At 65.0% G+C, this 17,267-nt stretch carries 17 protein-coding genes; all 17 read right to left on the bottom strand.

Going from position 1 to position 17,267, the window contains the following annotated elements; all coding sequences use genetic code 11:
• Positions 1 to 14: 14 nt before the first annotated feature.
• Complete coding sequence (locus tag MRY80_RS05775; RefSeq protein ID WP_293288935.1) at positions 15 to 1,418, bottom strand: sulfatase; 1,404 nt, start codon at positions 1,416 to 1,418, stop codon at positions 15 to 17.
• A gap of 8 nt (positions 1,419 to 1,426) precedes the next feature.
• The gene (locus tag MRY80_RS05780) at positions 1,427 to 2,353 is read right to left on the bottom strand and encodes a carbohydrate kinase family protein (RefSeq protein WP_293288937.1); all 927 of its coding nucleotides are present in this window, start codon (positions 2,351 to 2,353) and stop codon (positions 1,427 to 1,429) included.
• Positions 2,350 to 3,363 carry an SIS domain-containing protein gene (locus tag MRY80_RS05785; RefSeq protein ID WP_293288939.1) on the bottom strand — a complete coding sequence of 338 codons (1,014 nt, stop codon included), beginning with the start codon at positions 3,361 to 3,363 and terminating at the stop codon, positions 2,350 to 2,352. The genes MRY80_RS05780 and MRY80_RS05785 overlap by 4 nt, the downstream gene beginning before the upstream one ends.
• A 28-nt stretch (positions 3,364 to 3,391) precedes the next feature.
• Positions 3,392 to 4,399, bottom strand: a complete 1,008-nt coding sequence (locus tag MRY80_RS05790; RefSeq protein ID WP_293288941.1) for an ABC transporter ATP-binding protein — start codon at positions 4,397 to 4,399, stop codon at positions 3,392 to 3,394.
• Between the two features lie 4 nt (positions 4,400 to 4,403).
• Positions 4,404 to 5,231, bottom strand: coding sequence for a carbohydrate ABC transporter permease (locus MRY80_RS05795; protein WP_293289625.1), 828 nt, complete (start codon positions 5,229 to 5,231; stop codon positions 4,404 to 4,406).
• An 8-nt stretch (positions 5,232 to 5,239) separates the two neighbouring features.
• Positions 5,240 to 6,184, bottom strand: a complete 945-nt coding sequence (locus MRY80_RS05800) for a sugar ABC transporter permease (protein WP_293288943.1) — start codon at positions 6,182 to 6,184, stop codon at positions 5,240 to 5,242.
• A gap of 58 nt (positions 6,185 to 6,242) precedes the next feature.
• Positions 6,243 to 7,508 carry an ABC transporter substrate-binding protein gene (locus MRY80_RS05805; protein WP_293288945.1) on the bottom strand — a complete coding sequence of 422 codons (1,266 nt, stop codon included), beginning with the start codon at positions 7,506 to 7,508 and terminating at the stop codon, positions 6,243 to 6,245.
• 77 nt (positions 7,509 to 7,585) lie between these two features.
• Positions 7,586 to 9,145, bottom strand: coding sequence for a hypothetical protein (locus tag MRY80_RS05810; protein ID WP_293288947.1), 1,560 nt, complete (start codon positions 9,143 to 9,145; stop codon positions 7,586 to 7,588).
• Complete coding sequence (locus MRY80_RS05815) at positions 9,145 to 10,407, bottom strand: Gfo/Idh/MocA family oxidoreductase (protein WP_293288949.1); 1,263 nt, start codon at positions 10,405 to 10,407, stop codon at positions 9,145 to 9,147. The genes MRY80_RS05810 and MRY80_RS05815 overlap by 1 nt, the downstream gene beginning before the upstream one ends.
• Positions 10,408 to 10,492: 85 nt before the next feature.
• A complete protein-coding gene (locus MRY80_RS05820; RefSeq protein WP_293288951.1) occupies positions 10,493 to 11,578 on the bottom strand; it encodes a GntR family transcriptional regulator in 1,086 nt (361 codons plus the stop codon).
• Positions 11,579 to 11,661: 83 nt separating this feature from the next.
• A complete protein-coding gene (locus tag MRY80_RS05825) occupies positions 11,662 to 12,702 on the bottom strand; it encodes an MBL fold metallo-hydrolase (RefSeq protein WP_293288953.1) in 1,041 nt (346 codons plus the stop codon).
• A 157-nt stretch (positions 12,703 to 12,859) separates the two neighbouring features.
• Positions 12,860 to 13,168, bottom strand: a complete 309-nt coding sequence (locus MRY80_RS05830) for a cupin domain-containing protein (RefSeq protein ID WP_293288955.1) — start codon at positions 13,166 to 13,168, stop codon at positions 12,860 to 12,862.
• A gap of 7 nt (positions 13,169 to 13,175) precedes the next feature.
• Positions 13,176 to 13,766 carry a biotin transporter BioY gene (locus MRY80_RS05835; protein WP_293288957.1) on the bottom strand — a complete coding sequence of 197 codons (591 nt, stop codon included), beginning with the start codon at positions 13,764 to 13,766 and terminating at the stop codon, positions 13,176 to 13,178.
• Positions 13,767 to 13,786: 20 nt separating this feature from the next.
• The gene (locus MRY80_RS05840; RefSeq protein ID WP_293288959.1) at positions 13,787 to 14,761 is read right to left on the bottom strand and encodes a biotin-dependent carboxyltransferase family protein; all 975 of its coding nucleotides are present in this window, start codon (positions 14,759 to 14,761) and stop codon (positions 13,787 to 13,789) included.
• A complete protein-coding gene (locus MRY80_RS05845) occupies positions 14,751 to 15,626 on the bottom strand; it encodes a carboxyltransferase domain-containing protein (RefSeq protein ID WP_293288961.1) in 876 nt (291 codons plus the stop codon). Before MRY80_RS05845 ends, MRY80_RS05840 begins: the two co-directional genes overlap by 11 nt.
• Complete coding sequence (locus MRY80_RS05850) at positions 15,623 to 17,017, bottom strand: acetyl-CoA carboxylase biotin carboxylase subunit (RefSeq protein WP_293288963.1); 1,395 nt, start codon at positions 17,015 to 17,017, stop codon at positions 15,623 to 15,625. Before MRY80_RS05850 ends, MRY80_RS05845 begins: the two co-directional genes overlap by 4 nt.
• A gap of 8 nt (positions 17,018 to 17,025) precedes the next feature.
• Complete coding sequence (locus tag MRY80_RS05855; protein ID WP_293288965.1) at positions 17,026 to 17,265, bottom strand: acetyl-CoA carboxylase; 240 nt, start codon at positions 17,263 to 17,265, stop codon at positions 17,026 to 17,028.
• Between the last annotated feature and the right edge of the window lie 2 nt (positions 17,266 to 17,267).

Below are 17,267 nucleotides of genomic sequence, written 5' to 3' on the forward strand. Positions count from 1 at the left end.
ACGAGGATGCCGGGTCAGGCGCGATTGCCGGGCTTGTCCGGGTCGAAATCGAAGCGGTCCGGGATGGCAAGACCGGCGTCGATATGTAGCTGCACCGCGCGCAGGGACACCCCGTCCCTGTACAGCCACGGATCGCCCGTCGCCTTCTGCCATTCCTCCATCGCCGCGCGCATGTCGGCGAGCAGTTCCTGATGCTGCGGATCGGCGGCGAGATTGGTCACTTCGCGCGGATCGGCCTCCAGATCGTAGAGCTCTTCCGGCGGCCGTCGAATGTAGCTTTTCAACGGCCGCTCGCCGATGCGCACCGGCTCGGCATTGCGGATGCCCTCCCAGGAGAGCGATCCATAGAGGTCTCCCGAGAACGGGAAGTCGAGCTGCCATGCGACATTGCGATGATATTTGTGGCGCGGCGTGCGCAGGAAGCGGGTCGGCCAGTAATTCGTGATCTCGTGGAAGGTGTGCGACCCGAAGACCCGCTGCCAGTCCGGCAACAGGGTGTCTTCCTCCAGGATCGGCAGCAGCGAGCGCCCCTTGCGCGCATCCGACAGCGCATCCGCACCGGCCCAGTCGAGGAAGGTCGGCAGGATATCCGTGAAGGAGACGAGATTGGGATTGGCGACGCCGGCCCCACCGCCCGGCTTGCGTATGATCAGCGGCAGATGCACGCCCGCGTCGTAGAGCGTGGTCTTGGAATTGAGAAACGGCGCCCCGTTGTCGGACAGGAAGCAGACCAGCGTATCGCCGGCGAGGCCCGCCCGTTCCAACGCCTCCAGGACGAGGCCCACGCCCTGATCGAGCCGATAGACGGATCGATAATATTCGGCCAGTTCCATCCGCACTTCCGGCAGGTCGGACAGGAACGGCGGCACCGAGACGTCCTCCGGTTCAAATACGCGATCCTCGACTTCCTCGTGCGCGAACTCGTTGCCGAAGCCCGACCGGGTGGTGTCGCGATGCGGGTCGATGAAGCCGAGGGTCAGGAAAAAGGGTGTCGCCTCGTCGCGCGCCTTGTCGAAGAAGGCGGCGGCACGGTCCCGCATCCAGGCGACGTCCCGGGTTCCGCTCTCCTCGCGCACGGCCCAGGGATAGATCCCGGACGGGCCGACATGCACCTTGCCGATGATCCCGGTCAGATAGCCGGCGCGATTGAACAGTGCCGGCGCGGTCTCGACATGCTCGAACGTCATGAAATGATGGTGATCGTGATGCAGGCCGTACTGGCCCGTCTCGTGCGTGTGCAGGCCGGTGTAGATCACCGAGCGGCTCGCCGAGCAGGAGGCCGTCGATGTGAAGGCCATGTCGAACCGGGTCCCCTCCGCCGCCAGCCGGTCGATGTTGGGCGTTGCGATGGCAGGTTCGCCGTAGCAGCCGGTCATCCGGCCCAGATCGTCGGCGACAAGGAGGAGGATGTTTCGCATGGCTAGCCTCAGGGTGTGGGTGAAATCGGATCGCTGCGCCGCGGGAACTCGCTGATCACCCGGCCTGCGACCCGGATGCCACGTTTCAGCGCGGCTCCTTCATCTTCCCCGTCGGCGATCGCGCTCAGATAGCCTGCATTGAAGGCGTCTCCCGCCCCGATCGTGTCCATGACCTGAAGCGGCTCCGCGGCCTCGTGAAGGCGTTCCTCGCCACGGCAGCAACTTGCGCCATCCGGTCCCTGCTTGACGATCAGCCACGCCGACGGCGCCAGCATGGTTTGCATCGCATCCTGCGCCTGTTCGATATCGGTCGCGCCGGTCAGGCCCAGCGCCTCCATCTCGTTGAACAGCACATGATCCGCCAGGGCGACCCAGTCGCGCGCCATATCGACGGCCGCATCGGTCCAACCCTCGCCCGGCCAACCGGGATCGATCGCGACTTCCGCGCCGCGCGACTTTAGCCATTCCAGAAAGCCCGCATGCGCGTCCATCAGTGCCGGCAGCGCGAAGCCGCCGCTCACGAGCGCCAGCGCGCCGTCAAGCGGCCAGTCCTCCAGTCCGGCCCGGTAGAAATCGGCATCCAGTCCGTCGAGGTGACCATCGGTCGAAAAGAAACTCCGCTCGCCGCCCGTCTGCAGGATGCCGACCGAGATCGAGGTCCGTTCGGGCAGGGCCGCGACGCGATCCAGGTCTCCGGCGAAATGCTGGGCGATCATCCCGCCTGCCTCGTCATTCCCCCGCGCCGAGACCAGGCCCGCCGCGTGTCCGAGCCTTTGCAGAACGATCGCCGTGTTGGCGGCCGAACCGCCGATGCGGAAATCCGAGTTTGAGAGGAACACTTCCGTCCCCCATGCCGGCCAATCGGCGACGCTTCCGGCGACAAGATCCAGATTGGCGTTGCCGATGACGCAAATCGGTCGTGCGCGCCCCGTCATGCGGCCTCTCCGCTCGTCACCTTGCGAGACCGGATCGGCATGCCGACATCGGGCACCATTCGGTCCGAGGCAGCGATGATCGCCCGTTGAAGCACCGGCAGAACGGTTGCCGCCGCAGCGAGGCCATGAACCGCCGGCAATCTGACCGTTATCGCCCCCGCAATTGCGGTTTCGCCGCTGAAATCGAAGACGACCGGGCGCACGCCGGCATCGCTGCACTCACGCGAAAGCCCGTCGATATTGTCGCCCTCGTCGCCTGCCCCGCGCAGGAAGATCACCGCGGTCTCACCGTCGATCATCTCGAAGGGACCATGCCGGAACTGACCCGCCTCAAGGCCGAGAACGGGGATCCGGGCAAGCTCCATGAAGCTGAGCGCGGCAGCGTCGGCGACGCCCTGCATCGCACCGCGCGCCACGAGGACCGCATTTTGCGAACCGGCTATCAGGTCTTCGGCGTCACCCGTGTCGGCCTCCGCCGGATTGTCGAGCACCGCGCGAAAGCCCGACATGTCGAGGCCCAGCGCGTCGAGAAGGACCGCATGCATCGCCAGCGTGACGAGAAGGCTGCGCGTCGCGGCATAGGCGATCTCGACCCCGCCGGCACCGACCATCGCATGCGTTCCCCTTGCGAGCGGGCTGGCCGGATCGAGCGTCATTCCGATCGTCCAGATGGCGTTGTCGCGACCCTGCAGGTACCGGACAGCCTCGCCGGACGCGCCCGATTGCGAGGTGACGATGCGCACCGCGTCTGCGACGGGCAGTGGCGCGCGCATGTATTCCGACAGGACGTGCGCCGTCGCGTCGATCCCTGCGGCGCGGTAATGCGGCTCGGCAGCGCGGTTGATCCAGTGCGACCCACCCATGCCGAGCAGAACGAGCCGGCCGCTCTCGCGGATCCTGGCCGCGTGTTCGGCAGCGGACGGACGGATGGCGTCCCACGTCGCCCGCGCATCGGCGAACTGGCGATCCGTTTCGGCTGCGAGCTGTAGAAACCCCTTGGAATGGGCCATTTCCGTTTCTTTCCTTCCGGCGCCGCGATCAGCTTCGCAGGGCCATTCCGTTTGCGTCGAAGAGATGGCCGGCATCGGCGTCCGGCGAGAGATACACGGTCTCGCCGGCCTCGAACGCGTGGATCCCGACCGCTCGAGCATTGACGGTTCCGGCGCGCTCGGTTTCCACATGCACGAAGGTGTCACTGCCGAGCTCCTCGGAAAGCAGGACCGTTCCCCTCCAGCTTCCATGTTCGCGCGAGATCGCGACGTGCTCCGGACGGATGCCGTAGCAATGCGCGCCCTGCGCCTCGGCGAGTTCGCCCTCGATCAGGTTCATGCGCGGCGACCCGATGAACCCGGCAACGAAACGCGTCCGCGGCTTTTCGTAGAGTTCCATCGGCGTTCCGACCTGCTCTACATGGCCCTGATTGAGGACGACGATCCGATCCGCGAGCGTCATCGCCTCGACCTGGTCATGCGTCACATAGATCATCGTCGTGCCCTCCAGCCGCTTGTGCAGCCGGGCGATCTCGATGCGGGTGTCGACGCGCAGCGCGGCGTCGAGATTGGACAGAGGCTCGTCGAACAGGAAGACCTTCGGCTTGCGCGTGATCGCCCGGCCGATGGCCACGCGCTGCCGCTGACCGCCGGAAAGCTGTTTCGGCTTGCGGTCGAGATACTCCGATATCTGCAGCATCTCCGCCGCCTCTCGGATGCGCCTGTCGGCTGCTTCCTTGTCGAGCTTCGCCTGCTCCAGACCGAAGGCCATGTTCTCGTAGACGCTCATATGCGGATAGAGCGCATAGGACTGGAACACCATGGAGATGCCGCGCCTCGCCGGAAGAACGCCGTTGACGCGCTCGCCGTCGATATGGAGGTCGCCGCTGGTGATGTCCTCCAGCCCCGCGATCAGGCGCAGAAGCGTGGATTTCCCGCAGCCCGACGGGCCGACGAAGACGACGAACTCGCCCTTCTCGAGGCTGAGATTGACGTCCTTGAGCACCTTCACGCTGCCGAACGACTTGTGGATCGACTTCAGTTCGACGGATGCCATTGGCTTACCCTTTCACCGCGCCGGCGGTCAGGCCGGACACGATCTTTCGCTGGAAGACGAGAACGAGGACGATCAGCGGCAGCGTCACGATCACCGATGCGGCCATGATGTTGCCCCACGGCACCTCGAACTCGGAAAGCCCGGAGATCAGCGCGATCGCAACTGGCACGGTGCGCTGCCCGTCCGTCGACAGGAATGTCAGCGCGAACAGGAACTCGTTCCAGGCATGGATGAAGGCGAGCAGGCCCGTCGTGACCATCGCCGGCCACATGAGCGGCAGGAAGATCCGCCGGATGATGGTGAAAGAGGACGCGCCGTCCATGATCGCGGCCTCCTCGATCTCGATGGGCATCTTGCGCATGAAGGTCGTCAGCACCCAGACCGTGAACGGCAGTGTGAAGATCATGTAGGAGAAGACCAGCGACCACAGCGAGTTGAACAGGCCGAGGATGCGGATCACCTCGAACAGGCCGGACAGCACCGCGATTTGCGGAAACATCGAGACCGACAGAATGGTCAACAGCAGGAGCCCGCGTCCCCGGAACCGGATGCGGCTGAGCGCAAAGGCCGCCGTCACCGCCAGGAACAGCGAGATGCAGACCACGACGGTGGCGACGAAGACGGAATTCAGGATCTGCTTTCCGAAGACGCCGTCGGCGATCATCCCCCAGTAATTGGCGAAGGTCACCGCCGTCGGAAGGTAATTGACCTCGAAGATCGCCTGGCCCGATTCCAGCGACGTCAGGATCGCGTAATAGAACGGGAAGACCGCCTGCAGGATGATGACGGCGACCAGCAGGTAGAAACCGGCGGTCTTCGCCAGGCGGGTGATGGCAGGGCTCATTCGTCCGCCTCCACATTCATCCGTGTCGCGTAAATGAAGCTGATCGTCAGAAGCGCGACGATCAGGAACAACAGGGTCGAGGCGGCGGAGCCGTAGGCGAATTTGTCGAAGTCGAACAGGTTCTCGCGCGCGAAGACCGACATGGTGCGCGTGCGGTCGTTGTTGGGCGTCAGCACATAGACGATGTCGAAGACGCGCAGCGCGTCGAGTGCGCGAAAGACGACTGCGACGAGCACCGCCGGCATGATCAGCGGCAAGGTCACCTTGCGAAACAGCCGCACCGGATTGACCCCGTCGAGCTTCGCGGCCTCGTAGATGTCGGCCGGAACCATCTGCAGGCCGGCCAGGATGAGCAGCGCCATGAAGGGCGTCGTCTTCCAGATGTCGACCATCATCACGGCGATCATCGCGGTATCGGGGGACGCGGTCCAGGCGATCGGGTCGGAGATCAGGTGCAGCCTGATCAGCATGTCGTTCAGGATGCCGAACTGGTCGTGCATCATCCAGGCCCACATCTTGGCCGAGACGATGGTCGGGATCGCCCAGGGGATCAACACGGCGGCGCGCACCAGCGCCCTTCCCTTGAACGAGGTGTTCAGGACGAGCGCGATCACCAGCCCGAAGACGGTCTCGAAGAAGACCGAGGTGACGGTGAAGCGCAGCGTGTTCCAGACGGCGGACCACCACCCCTCGTCGGCGAGAAGGCCGAAATACTCGCCCTCCCCGTCGCCGTAATCCAGATATTCCAGGTAGTTCCTGAAACCGATCCATTGCGCCTCGGAGGTGAAGTCGATGGAGGCGTCGGTGAAGCCGAAATAGATAGTCCGGGCAAGCGGATAGAGGGCGACAGCCGCCAGAACGACGAGCATCGGCGCAAGGAACAGCCACGCCGAGAGGATGCGCTGGCGCGAAAGCGTCGATATGGCGGTTCGTGTTGTCATTCCCCTCTCCTGCGATAACGCACCGTCCGGTCAGGCCGGACGGTGCTGCGCCGGCGTCTTACCAGCTGTTGCCCTTGAGGCGCTTCAGCTTGGCCTCGAGCTTGGCGAGGTTCTGCTTCGCGGAACCGTCACCGGACAGCGTGTTGTGAACCGCGGTCCAGAACTCCGAAGACACCTCGTTATATTTGCGCTTGGTCGCGGCCGACGGACGCGGCAGCGCATTGTCTACGACCGGCTTCCACAGCGGGATGAATTCCTGCTCTGCGGCCACGTCGGCATCCGCATAGACGGCGTTCAGCGTCGGCGGGCGCGAGGTCTCGATGGCGCGTTCCTTCTGGTTGTCGTAATTGTTCAGGAACCGGACCAGTTCGATCGCTTCCTCGGGGTGCTCGGAGTATTTCGACACGCCGAGATGCCATCCGCCAAGGGTCGCGGCCGATTTTTCGCCTTCCGCGCCGACCGGCAGCGTCGTGACGGCGAACTTGCCCTTCACCGGGGAATCGTCGCCCGCGGCCAGCGCATAGGCGTAGTTCCAGTTGCGCATGAAGACGGCGTTGCCCGACTGGAACACGCCGCGCGCATCCTCTTCCTTGTAGTTGAGAACGCCTTCCGGAGCGATCGTGCCGATCCAGGACTTCGCCAGATCGAGCGCCTCGGCCGCCTTGTCGTTGTTGATGCCGATGGAGCCGTCCGCCTCGACGATGCGGCCGCCGCCGAAGCTGGCGATCCATTCCTGCGCGTTGCAGGTCAGGCCCTCATAGGCCGCGCCCTGGAAAACGAAGCCCCACATGTCGCCGTTTCCGGCCTCGCGCTCGGCATCCATGATCTTCTGCGCGGTTGCGGTCATTTCCTGCCAGGTGGCCGGAACCTCTTCGCCATATTTGTCGAGCAGGTCCTTGCGGTAATAGAGTGCCGGCGCGCCGAGGAACATCGGCAGCGCGACGAGCTTGCCGTCGACCATCTGCGATTCGACGGCTGCCGGGACGTAGTCATCGATGATGTCGGCATAGGCCTCCTTCAGATCGACGAAATGATCCGCGATCTGCGCCGCGCCGATGACATCGATGCGATAGACGTCGATGTCGGTCGATTTCGCTGCGAGCCAGAGCTTGTACTGGCTGAACTGGTCGGTCGTCGATTCCGGCATCGAGACGATCTCGACCTTGTGGCCCGTCTGTTCCTCGAACCGGTCGAGCTCCTTGCGCAGGACCTCGTTGTCCTTGCCGATCGCGCCGTGGACAATGGCGAGATCGGTGGCGCCGGCCGACAAGGACAACATCGTCGCCGCGGCCAATGCCGCCGTGAATTTTCCGATATGTTTCATAGCCTTTTCTCCCTTTGGCCCTTCTTCACGATAAGAAGCATTCCACGGCGCAACCCGGAGGCCCGCCGCCCGTACTTTCAGTTTCCCCTGCAAAAGATCGGCGAGGTCCAAGCCGTCTGGCCGCCCAACTGCCGCAGCCGCGCATAGACGCATTCGCCGCTCGAAAATTCGCCGAGATCGACGGTTCCGCGCCACTGCCATTGCCGCGGCAGCGGCAGGGTGTGGAACCGATAGGCCGGCGTGTCGATGGGCCCAAGATTGCCCGAGACGGCGCCCTCGAACAGGCGACCGACGGGTATCTCGACCGACTTGCCGGACAGCATGGCCCTCACCGTGGCGTCGCTGCCCGTGCGGATGCGGAGCGCGAAGCCCTGGGTCGCCGACGTGACATTGTTGGGATTGGCGTCCGCCGTCACGGCGAACCGTACGACGCCGTCCTCCAGCGCGATCCGCGGCAGCGCATGGCCGCTGTCCTCTCCTTCGAGCGGCGAGACGATCTCCGCGCCGCGAAAGCGCGGCTCGACCGCCAGGATGTCCGCGCCCTCGATCGACACCTCGCCCTCCCAGCGATGGGAACGTCCGCGCGCGCCCCAGCCGAGCTCGACATAAAGGATCGTCTCGACCGCGGCGCTGCGGCCGGGATCGATCACCGCGGGCTGCACTTCCGGTGAGATTCGTTTCCAGAGCCGTCCGTTGCGGACGACGTCGATCGTGTCGATGAAGCCGCCGGCGACGGCCTCGATACGCATCGCCGCGTTGCCGGTCGGCGCGACGACGCCCCCCTGCACCGTGTCGCCGACAGCCGTCAGCAGATGGATGTTGTCGCCCGTCAGCGCGTTGGTCGAGCGCCCGCGCATCGCCGACCAGATCGCGTCGCGGTCACGACCCGCGGCGTAGAGCCCCGTGCGACCATGGCCATAGGAGCCCGGAAAGCCGGAATGGTGATCGGTGTTGCCGACGATGCCGAAGACATGGCCGCGCGCGAGACCCGACGCCATGGTCGAGCGGCCGTCGACCGGCCCCATGGAATGCAGGTATGAGCGGTCGTTTTCCGAGTTCTCGGCGCAGCCATGCATGGAGAACATCTCCACGAAGGGCGAGAGGTCGCGATCGAACGTGTCCCAGTTGATGCCGCGCGCACCCTGCCGGTAGCCGATGTGATGCGGGAAGGCGAGCGCGCGGTCGCCCTTGGCGGAAGCGAGCGCGTCGCGAAGTTCCGCCGGACTGTCGGCGAACTGGATCTCCGCAGGATCGAGATCGGCATAGACGATCGTGTAGTCGCCATGCGCGCAGGAATGGATCTCGTAGCCTGGAAAGACAGCGAACCGGCCTTCCTCTTCAAAGGACTTCAGGGTCTCGAAGTGGCCGGTCCAGTTCCTTGCCAGCTTGGCGAAGCCCTTGACGTGGAAATCGACGATATGGGCGACGCTCGGCTCGTCGATCGGCATGTCCGGCCAGGCCGCATGGCCGGTGATCGACACGAAATCGAGCTGCAGCGCGGCCCGCGCCAATGCGTCCTCGATACGACCGTGACCGTAGGACAGACCGCAATGATTGTGGATGTCGCCATACAGAGGCTGGAGCCCCAGCGACGCGGCGAGCGGCGTCAGGCGCGCCGGCAATGACGACATGGCCATCAGAGCGCCTCCTGCGTGTCGGGATCGTAGGGCCGGCCGCCATCGCGCAGCGAGGCCTGCGCGGCCAGCACCAGGCGCAACGAGGCGACGCCCTCGCGCACGCCGACGGGCGGCGCTTCGCCGCCGCAGAAGCGACGCAGCGTGCGCACCAGTTCCAGGTCGGCGCCGAAATGGGTCGAAGACCGCTCGGGATTGGTAAAGGACAGGGTCTCGTGCTTGCGGCCGTGATCGGCGACGACGTCGATCGTGCCGGAATGGCGTTCCATGCGGAGCCGGCCCGTCGATCCGACGATCTCGAGCGTTTCCTGGTCCTCGGCCCACGGACCGAAGATGGAAAAGAACAGGCATGCCGACATGCCGTTCTCGTAGCGGACCGTGATGATGGCGTGATCGTCGATGTCGGAGCCCGGCAGGTAGACGCAGGTGTCGTTGCGATCCTCGATCCGCGCGGCATGGCTCCAGCTCGGATTGGCGGCCGCGCCAACGCCCTCGAAACGGTCCACCAGGGTCTCGTGGCGGCGATAGGGGCACTCGCGATCGCATTTGCTGCAGCGCTGTGGCGCGTTCGGGTCCGGCTTGAACACCGAACTGCGTCCGCCGATCGCCGACACCGAGACCGGCCGCGCGCCCGCGACCCAGTTCAAGACGTCGAAATGGTGCGATCCCTTGTCGTTGATCGCCCCGCCGGACGCGGCATTGCTGCGATGCCAGAGCTGCAGGTAGCGCGTATAGGGGATGACCGACCGCAGCAGGATCATCTGCGGGTCGCCGATCGCCCCGTCCTTCGCCAGCCTGACGGTCTCGATCCACGGGCGCTCGTAGCGGCGCGTGAACCCCATCAGGACAGGCTCGCCGCCCCGCTCTTCGGCGCGCAGGATCGCTTCGGCGTCGTCCAGCGTCACCGAGATGGGCTTGTCGAGATAGACCCGCTTGCCCGCGCGGATCGCGGCCTCCACGGGCTCGCGGTGCGCGTTGGTGTGCGTGGTCACCAGGACGAGATCGACGGCGGGGTTGTCGACCGCGGCCTCGAGCGTGTCGAACACGGTGACGGCATGTCCGATGCCCGCGCTCTCATAGATGCCTGTCAAATGCTCCGCTGCGTAGCTCGCCCGCTCGGGAAGCCGGTCGAACACGCCGACGACGCGAAAGCCCGTTTCCTTCGCGATCTCCGCCATGCGCGTGCCGACGAAATACACGCCGCGCTCGCCCGCGCCGATGATGGATACGCCGATTGTCTTGTTGTCTGGGCGCTCGTGGAGCATCCGTTGCCTCGGTCAGTCTCTGTGTCGAGGCGACGCTATTTGAGTATATAAATTGCTACAATATGGATTGTACTCAAACGTGTGATTACGGCTCCGTGACGGAGCCATGCGCCTGATAATCGATCGTCAGGTAATGGGTCTCCGGCTCACGATCGGTCCCGGCGATCCGGTCCGCGACCAGTTCCTCGAAGACCTTGAGCTTTTCCGCGTTGGAATTGCCGACGACGTCAAAGCGACCGAGGTGCTCGGATGCGAAATCGACGCTGGCGAGCAGGATGACGCTGACATCCTTGCCTGCCTCCTGGCCGATCTCCGACAGGGCCCGCTCAAGGATGAAACCCTCGACGACGCCCCAGACGATCAGGGCGGTGAACGGCAGGGCGCCGCCCTTACCCTTGAGCCCTTCCAGCGCCGAAGAAATGTCGGAGATCTGATAGCTCCCCGGCAGCCGATCGACCTCCACCAGCCAGCTTCTCGAGGGATCCGGCAACGCCGCGCTGAGCAACTCGAACTCCCGGCGCGCCATTGCGATCTGCCGCGCCCGATGGGCCGACGTCAGAAATGCGATCCGCTCATGCCCCTTCTCCCGCAGGATGCGGAAGGCGACCGACACGGCTTCGCGCCAATTCGTTCCGACGGAATCGACATCGATCCCGGTCGCCGACACCCCGTCGACGACGATGGAATCCACATGCCGATGCAGGGCGGCGAGAAAGGCGATCGACAGGACCTCGAAATTGACCTGCAGCAGGCACGTCTTGAACCGGCCGATCCGCTGGAGCACGGACAGGGCCTGTTCCTCCGTGGAAAACCCGATCTGCAGGATCGAAAGGCCGCGGGATTTCAGCCGGCTCTCCATTTCCTGCAGGAGATTGCGAGCCAGCCGGCTGTCCGACGACCGGTAGAGAACGAGCAGATCGCCCTCGTAGTCGGCCTGCGCCGGCGCGCGTTCGTCCGGATCCGCGACCACGATCCCCGCGCCGGGCCGCGAACGAAGCGCGCCACTGTCCATATAGGGTCGCAACGCCTCTTCGACGGTGCGTTGCGCGGTCTGGAAGCGGCGCATGATCTGCCGCATGGTCGGCAGTCGGTCGCCGGGTTCGGACGACGCGATGGTCTCCTCGACCCAAGCGCGGATATTCGCGACAGCGGATTGCGTTTGCGGGCGCATTCGCGTTTATTGCACTCAGTTTATACTCAATACAAGTCCGGCGCGCTCATTTCATTGCGCTCGACGGTGCCGCGCCTGCGGCTTCAGGATGCCGGAACCGTCGACACGTAGCGGACCACGCCGTCGTCGCCGGTGGATTTCGCCAGTTCAGACCGGCGCATCATCCGGTTCACATGGGCGAGCGTTTCGCTGAAGGCGAAGCCGAACTGGTGGATGTCCAATTCGCGCGGGAAGACCACCGGAACCAGTTCGTTGACCGTCATCGGCCGGTCTGCCGCCGCCTCGCCGATGAGGTCGCAACGCCGGTCGTGATGCGCGACCAGTTCGTTGCAGCGCGCGTGAAGGCCGCGAAACGGCAGCTGGTGGCCCGGGAGCACGAGAACGTCGTCCGGCAGATTGTCGCGGATACGCCGCGCCGTGCGCAGGAAATGCCCGAGCGGATCGCCATCCGGCTCGCTCGGCCAGACGCTGACATTGGGCGAGATCTTCGCAATCACCTGGTCGGCGGAGAAGAACAGCCCGTCCTCCTCGCAATAGAGCATGACCTGCTCCGGCGCGTGACCGTCGCCGGTGAAGATCCGGAAGCGGCGGCTGCCGATCACGAGCGTGTCGCCGGACAACAGCCGCAGAAACGTGTTCGGCAGCGGCGCGACCTTGCGCAGATATTCTAGCCCCTGCGAGCCCATCAGGTCCGCGACCTCGCGCGACGTTCCATGATTGATGTAGAAATCATGGAATTGCCGGTCCTGCGGAGACCCGGGATCAAGCGCCAGATTGGCGCAGGCCAAGTAGGCGGTCTGGCTGGTGAGGAGCGGAATGCCCGCCCTGCGGCAAAGCCAGCCGGCCGTTCCGATATGGTCGGGATGATGATGCGTGACGATCAGGCGGGTCAGGCGCGAACCGGCGAGCGGCCCCGTAAGCACGGCTTCCCAGAGTTCCATTGTCCGGTCGTCGTGCAGCCCGGCATCAAGCACGCACCAGCCGTCCCCGTCCTCGATCAGGTAGATGTTCACGTGGTCGAGCCGGTAGGGCAGCGGCAGGCGCAGCCACTTGATGCCGGGCACGATGTCGATCATCTCGCCGGGCGCCGGCGGTTCAGGGAATGGAAATTCGTAGGTGCTCATGGATGTCCGGGCGGCCCGATGGCGCTTATGTCTGACAGGGTTCGTCAATGAACCAGTTTCGACCCTGAATAAACATCCATCCGCCCAAGGTCACGAAAAACCCGCCGGACGGATGCCGGCGGGTTGCCGCGATCACCTCGACAAGCGGAGCCAGCCGTCAGCGGTCGAGAAACTCGATCTCGATGAAGGCACATTCGAAGTCGTTGGCGTTGATCACATCGTGCTCCACGCCAGTCTCGCGGAAATAGGGCACGCCGTTCTTCAGTTCGGCCCTGCGCGTCACGCCGCCCGGTTCGCTCAGTTCGAGCGTCCCGTCGAAGAGCGGCACCACCACGTAGTCGTAGTCGTGACGGTGCCAGCCCGTATTGTCGCCGCGTGCGGCGAAGCGCCACTCGGTCACGCGCGTGCGGGCGTTCTCGATGAGGACGATTCCGCGCGCGGTTCCAGGTTTGGCGTCTCCGCACATGACGGGTTCAGCGCTTCGAGACGCCGCGCCATGCGAGCGGCAGGATGGCCGCCAGCAAGGCGAATTTCAGCGCTTCGGCCGGCAGGAACGGATAGAGGCCGAATTCGAGCACCGGCTTGTCCCAGCCGATCAGCGTGCCCAGCCAGGTTAGCCCCAGCGCATAGACCGACGCCAGACCGGCAAGCGCCGCGATGCCGGCCGTAAGCAGGTGCCGATCGAAGCCGCGCTCCGCGAACCAACCCGTCACATAGGCCGCGACGACGAAACCGGCGAGGAAGCCGCCGGTCGGACCGGCCATATAGGCGAGGCCGAGGCCTTTTTCCGGCGTCCCGGCAAAGACCGGAAGACCGAGCGCGCCTTCGGCGAGATAGAGCAGCACCGTCGCCGCGCCGAGGCGGGAGCCCAGCGCGAAGCCGAGGAACAGGACCACGAAGGTCTGCATGGTCATCGGCACGGGGAAAAACGGAATCTGCACCTTGGCCGAGGCCCAGAGCAGCGCCGTGCCCGCCACGGCGAGCAGGACCGACTGCAGCGCGCTGCGCCGGCCGCCGAACGCGGCGTCGAAGAGCGTCGGATGCGTGGATGCGAAAGTCGTCATGGGAGGATGTCCTTTTGCGTTCAGGCGAGAGCTTCGCGGATGGCATTGATGGTCGAGGCCCGGTCATGGCGCGCGGCGAGAGCCGTATCCATGTCCACCTTCACGAAACGCGTCGGCGTGTGCGGCTGCAACTGGCCGATCAGGTCCATGTCGGCGGAAATGACGGTGCCGATCATGAAGTAGCCGCCACCCGACACCGCGTCGCGATGCAGGACGATCGGCTCGGTGCCGCTCGGCACCTGCACCGAGCCGTAGGGGTAACAGGCGTCGGTGATGTTGGACGGATCGGCGCCGGCCCCGAAAGGCTGCTCGCGCTCGACGAATTCCAACTTGCGCCCGCCCTGGAAACGGTAGCCCATGCGGTCGGCCTCGTTGGCGACCTTCCAGGTGTCGTCGAAGAAGTCCTTCTGCGCCTGCTCGGTGATGCGGTGCCAATAGAGGCCCGGCAGAACGCGCAATTCGGCCGGATTGCCCGGACCGCGACGCAGGTTGGCGGGAACCGACAGTCCTTCGCGAACGGGCTTGCTGCCCTTGCCGAGCGGCAGCGTGTCGCCTGGCTGGACGGCGCGGCCTTCGACGCCGCCAAGCGCGCCGATGGCGTAGGTGGACCGGCTGCCGAGCATCGGCGGGGTGGCGATGCCGCCGGAGATGGCGATATAGGCGCGCGCGCCCGATTTCAGGAAGTCGAAGGACAGCACCTGCCCGGCCTTGACCGGAAAAGCCGTCCACGTCTCGCGCGGTTCGCCGTCGAGTTTTGGCGGCAGTTCGGCGCCGCAGACGGCAACTGTCGCGTCCTCGGTGAATTCCAGTTCCGGCCCGACGAAAACGGATTCCAGCCCGGCCGCTTCCTCGTCATTGCCGACCAGCAGATTGGCCGCGCGCAGGGCGAGGCGGTCCATCGCGCCGCCCATCGGAATGCCGAGATGGTAGTAGCCCGGCCGTCCCATGTCCTGGATCGTGGTGGCGATGCCGGCGGAGATGACATTAATCGGCATGGAGGGCCTCCATCAGCTTGGCGTTGGTTCCATCGATATCGGCGTTGTATTCGTCCAGCGAGAAGCGGACGTTGCGGATGCGCGGCGCGAACGTTCCCGCCTGCACCTCCTCGATCGCCGTGTCGTATTCCTCGCGGCTGATCGGCTTCCATTTGACGATGTCGCCCGGCTTGAAGAAGACCATGAAATCCTGGAGGTAGGAGACCTTCTGTTCCGGATCGTAGATCGGCATCGGCGTGATCCCGAACATCTGGTAGCCGCCGGCGCCACGCACCGAATAGATGCAGGAGAAGCAGCCGCCATAGCCGACCGTCAGGCGTGGCGTGTCGGTGCGCGGGCGCAGATATTTCGGCACCTCGATCTGCCGCGGCCGATCGACCATCTGGTAGAGGAACGGCAGGCCGGAGACGAAGCCGACCATCGAGACGAACCACGGCGCGCCCGAATGGGCCTCGATGAACGTCTCGACGCTGTCATAGCCGTTGACGCGTGCGGCATATTCGATGTCGGTCGCGTCGGGATCCTGGTGACGCTCGCGGAACCGCATCAGCGTCTCATGCGTCCACGGATCCTGATAGTAGACCGGGATTTCGATGATGCGGGTGTCGAGCACCGGCTCGGCGCTCTCCGCCGTCGCTTCCAGCCGCTTCAATTCGGCCATCAGGTCGTTCGGATGGATCACGTCCGGGTTGAACTTGATCTGGAAGGAGGCGTTGGCCGGGCAGATTTCCGTAACGCCCTTGATGTTGGCGTCGCGCACCGCGTTGGTCATCGACAGGCTGACGAAAAACGCTTCCAGCGACATCGCCTCGTCGACTTCGACGAAGATGTGCTCGTCGCCCCCGAATGTGTATCGGCTACTCATGTGGCTGAGCCTCCTTTTTGCCTGATGAGATCGAGATTGTCTTCAAGCCACGGCTCCAGCCAGCGGGTGTGGACCGCGCTCGCGCGAAGATCGTCGCTTTCGAGAAGCGCCTGAAACAGCGGCGCCGTGGTCGGCAGGCCGTCGATCCGCAGCTCTCCGAGCGCTCGCTTCAGCCGCATCAGCGCCTTGTCGCGATCTTCGGCCCAAACGATCAGCTTGCCGAGCAGGGAGTCGTAGAAGGGCGGCACCGCATAGCCCGGATAGAGCATGTGATCGAAGCGGACACCGGGGCCGTCCGGCGCCAGCAACTCGCCGACGATGCCCGGAAACGGCATGAAATTGTTGGCCGGATCCTCGGCGTTGAGCCGCACCTCGATGGCATGGCCGGTGCGGCGGATCGCATCCTGCCCGACGCGCAGCTTCGCGCCCCCGGCAATGGCGATCATCTCGGCGACGAGATCGGCGCCGCAGATCATCTCGGTCACCGGATGCTCGACCTGGATGCGGGTGTTCATCTCGATGAAGTAGAACTCGCCCGTGACGTCGTCATAGAGATACTCGATCGTGCCGGCGCCCTTGTATTTGACCGCCTTGGCCAACGCGACGGCCGACCGGCACAGCTGGGTGCGCACGTCCTCGCTGAGGACGATCGACGGCGCCTCTTCCCAGACCTTCTGGCGGCGGCGCTGCAGCGAGCATTCGCGCTCGAAGAAATGCACGACGTCTTCGCCGTCGCCAAGCACCTGCACCTCGATATGGCGGGCGCGCTCGATGACCTTCTCGATATAGATCCCGCCATCCCCGAAAGCGGCCTTCGCCTCAGACGAGGCCTGCGGCGCCAGCGTGTGGAACTCGCCGGCGTCATGGGCGATGCGAATCCCGCGGCCTCCGCCGCCGGCGGCCGCCTTGATCATCACCGGAAATCCGATATGGGCGGCGAGGTGAGCGGCCGCCTCCATGTCCTCGATGACACCGTCGCTGCCGGGCACCGTCGGCACATTCGCCTTCTGCGCTTCGGCGCGCGCGGCGGCCTTGTCGCCCATCAGGCGGATCGTGTCGCCGCTCGGGCCGACGAAGATCAGCCCGGCTTCGACCACGGCATCGGCAAACGCCGCGTTCTCGGCAAGGAACCCGTAGCCCGGATGCACGGCGTCCGCGCCGCTCTCCTTTGCCGCTTTGAGGATCGCCTGGACGTCGAGATAGGATTTGGCGGCCTGCGGCGGGCCGATATTGACCGCCTCGTCGGCCATGCGCACGGCGCGGCTGTCCTTGTCCGCCTCGCTGTGCACCTGCACCGTCGCGATACCGAGGTCGCGCGCGGCCCGGATGATGCGGACCGCGATCTCGCCGCGATTGGCGATCAGCAGCTTCTTGATGTTGCCCTGAGCCACGTCAGCCCTCAGTCCAGTTCCGCGATCGTCTGACCGGCCATCACCGGTTCGGCGTCCCCGATCGGGAACCCGGTGATCGTGCCGTCGGCATCGGCCTTCACTTCATGGAAGGTCTTCATCACCTCCACGAGGCCGATCGTGTCGCCCTTGGCGACCGTGTCGCCAATTTCCTTGAAAACGGGCTGATCGGGCGCCGGCTTGCGGTAGAAGGTTCCCGGGATCGGGGATCTGACCTCGTGTTTTGCCATCG

Origin of the sequence: Oricola sp. (genome assembly GCF_022763245.1) — a bacterium.
Classification (GTDB): Bacteria; Pseudomonadota; Alphaproteobacteria; order Rhizobiales; family Rhizobiaceae; genus Oricola.

Coding starts and splice junctions, on each gene's coding strand:
- MRY80_RS05820 (WP_293288951.1), bottom strand. CDS start 11,578: ATGCGCCCGCAAACGCAATCCGCTGTCGCGAATATCCGCGCTTGGGTC.
- MRY80_RS05780 (WP_293288937.1), bottom strand. CDS start 2,353: ATGACGGGGCGCGCACGACCGATTTGCGTCATCGGCAACGCCAATCTG.
- MRY80_RS05785 (WP_293288939.1), bottom strand. CDS start 3,363: ATGGCCCATTCCAAGGGGTTTCTACAGCTCGCAGCCGAAACGGATCGC.
- MRY80_RS05825 (WP_293288953.1), bottom strand. CDS start 12,702: ATGAGCACCTACGAATTTCCATTCCCTGAACCGCCGGCGCCCGGCGAG.
- MRY80_RS05840 (WP_293288959.1), bottom strand. CDS start 14,761: ATGCCGATTAATGTCATCTCCGCCGGCATCGCCACCACGATCCAGGAC.
- MRY80_RS05800 (WP_293288943.1), bottom strand. CDS start 6,184: ATGACAACACGAACCGCCATATCGACGCTTTCGCGCCAGCGCATCCTC.
- MRY80_RS05805 (WP_293288945.1), bottom strand. CDS start 7,508: ATGAAACATATCGGAAAATTCACGGCGGCATTGGCCGCGGCGACGATG.
- MRY80_RS05815 (WP_293288949.1), bottom strand. CDS start 10,407: ATGCTCCACGAGCGCCCAGACAACAAGACAATCGGCGTATCCATCATC.
- MRY80_RS05810 (WP_293288947.1), bottom strand. CDS start 9,145: ATGGCCATGTCGTCATTGCCGGCGCGCCTGACGCCGCTCGCCGCGTCG.
- MRY80_RS05835 (WP_293288957.1), bottom strand. CDS start 13,766: ATGACGACTTTCGCATCCACGCATCCGACGCTCTTCGACGCCGCGTTC.
- MRY80_RS05790 (WP_293288941.1), bottom strand. CDS start 4,399: ATGGCATCCGTCGAACTGAAGTCGATCCACAAGTCGTTCGGCAGCGTG.
- MRY80_RS05855 (WP_293288965.1), bottom strand. CDS start 17,265: ATGGCAAAACACGAGGTCAGATCCCCGATCCCGGGAACCTTCTACCGC.
- MRY80_RS05775 (WP_293288935.1), bottom strand. CDS start 1,418: ATGCGAAACATCCTCCTCCTTGTCGCCGACGATCTGGGCCGGATGACC.
- MRY80_RS05845 (WP_293288961.1), bottom strand. CDS start 15,626: ATGAGTAGCCGATACACATTCGGGGGCGACGAGCACATCTTCGTCGAA.
- MRY80_RS05830 (WP_293288955.1), bottom strand. CDS start 13,168: ATGTGCGGAGACGCCAAACCTGGAACCGCGCGCGGAATCGTCCTCATC.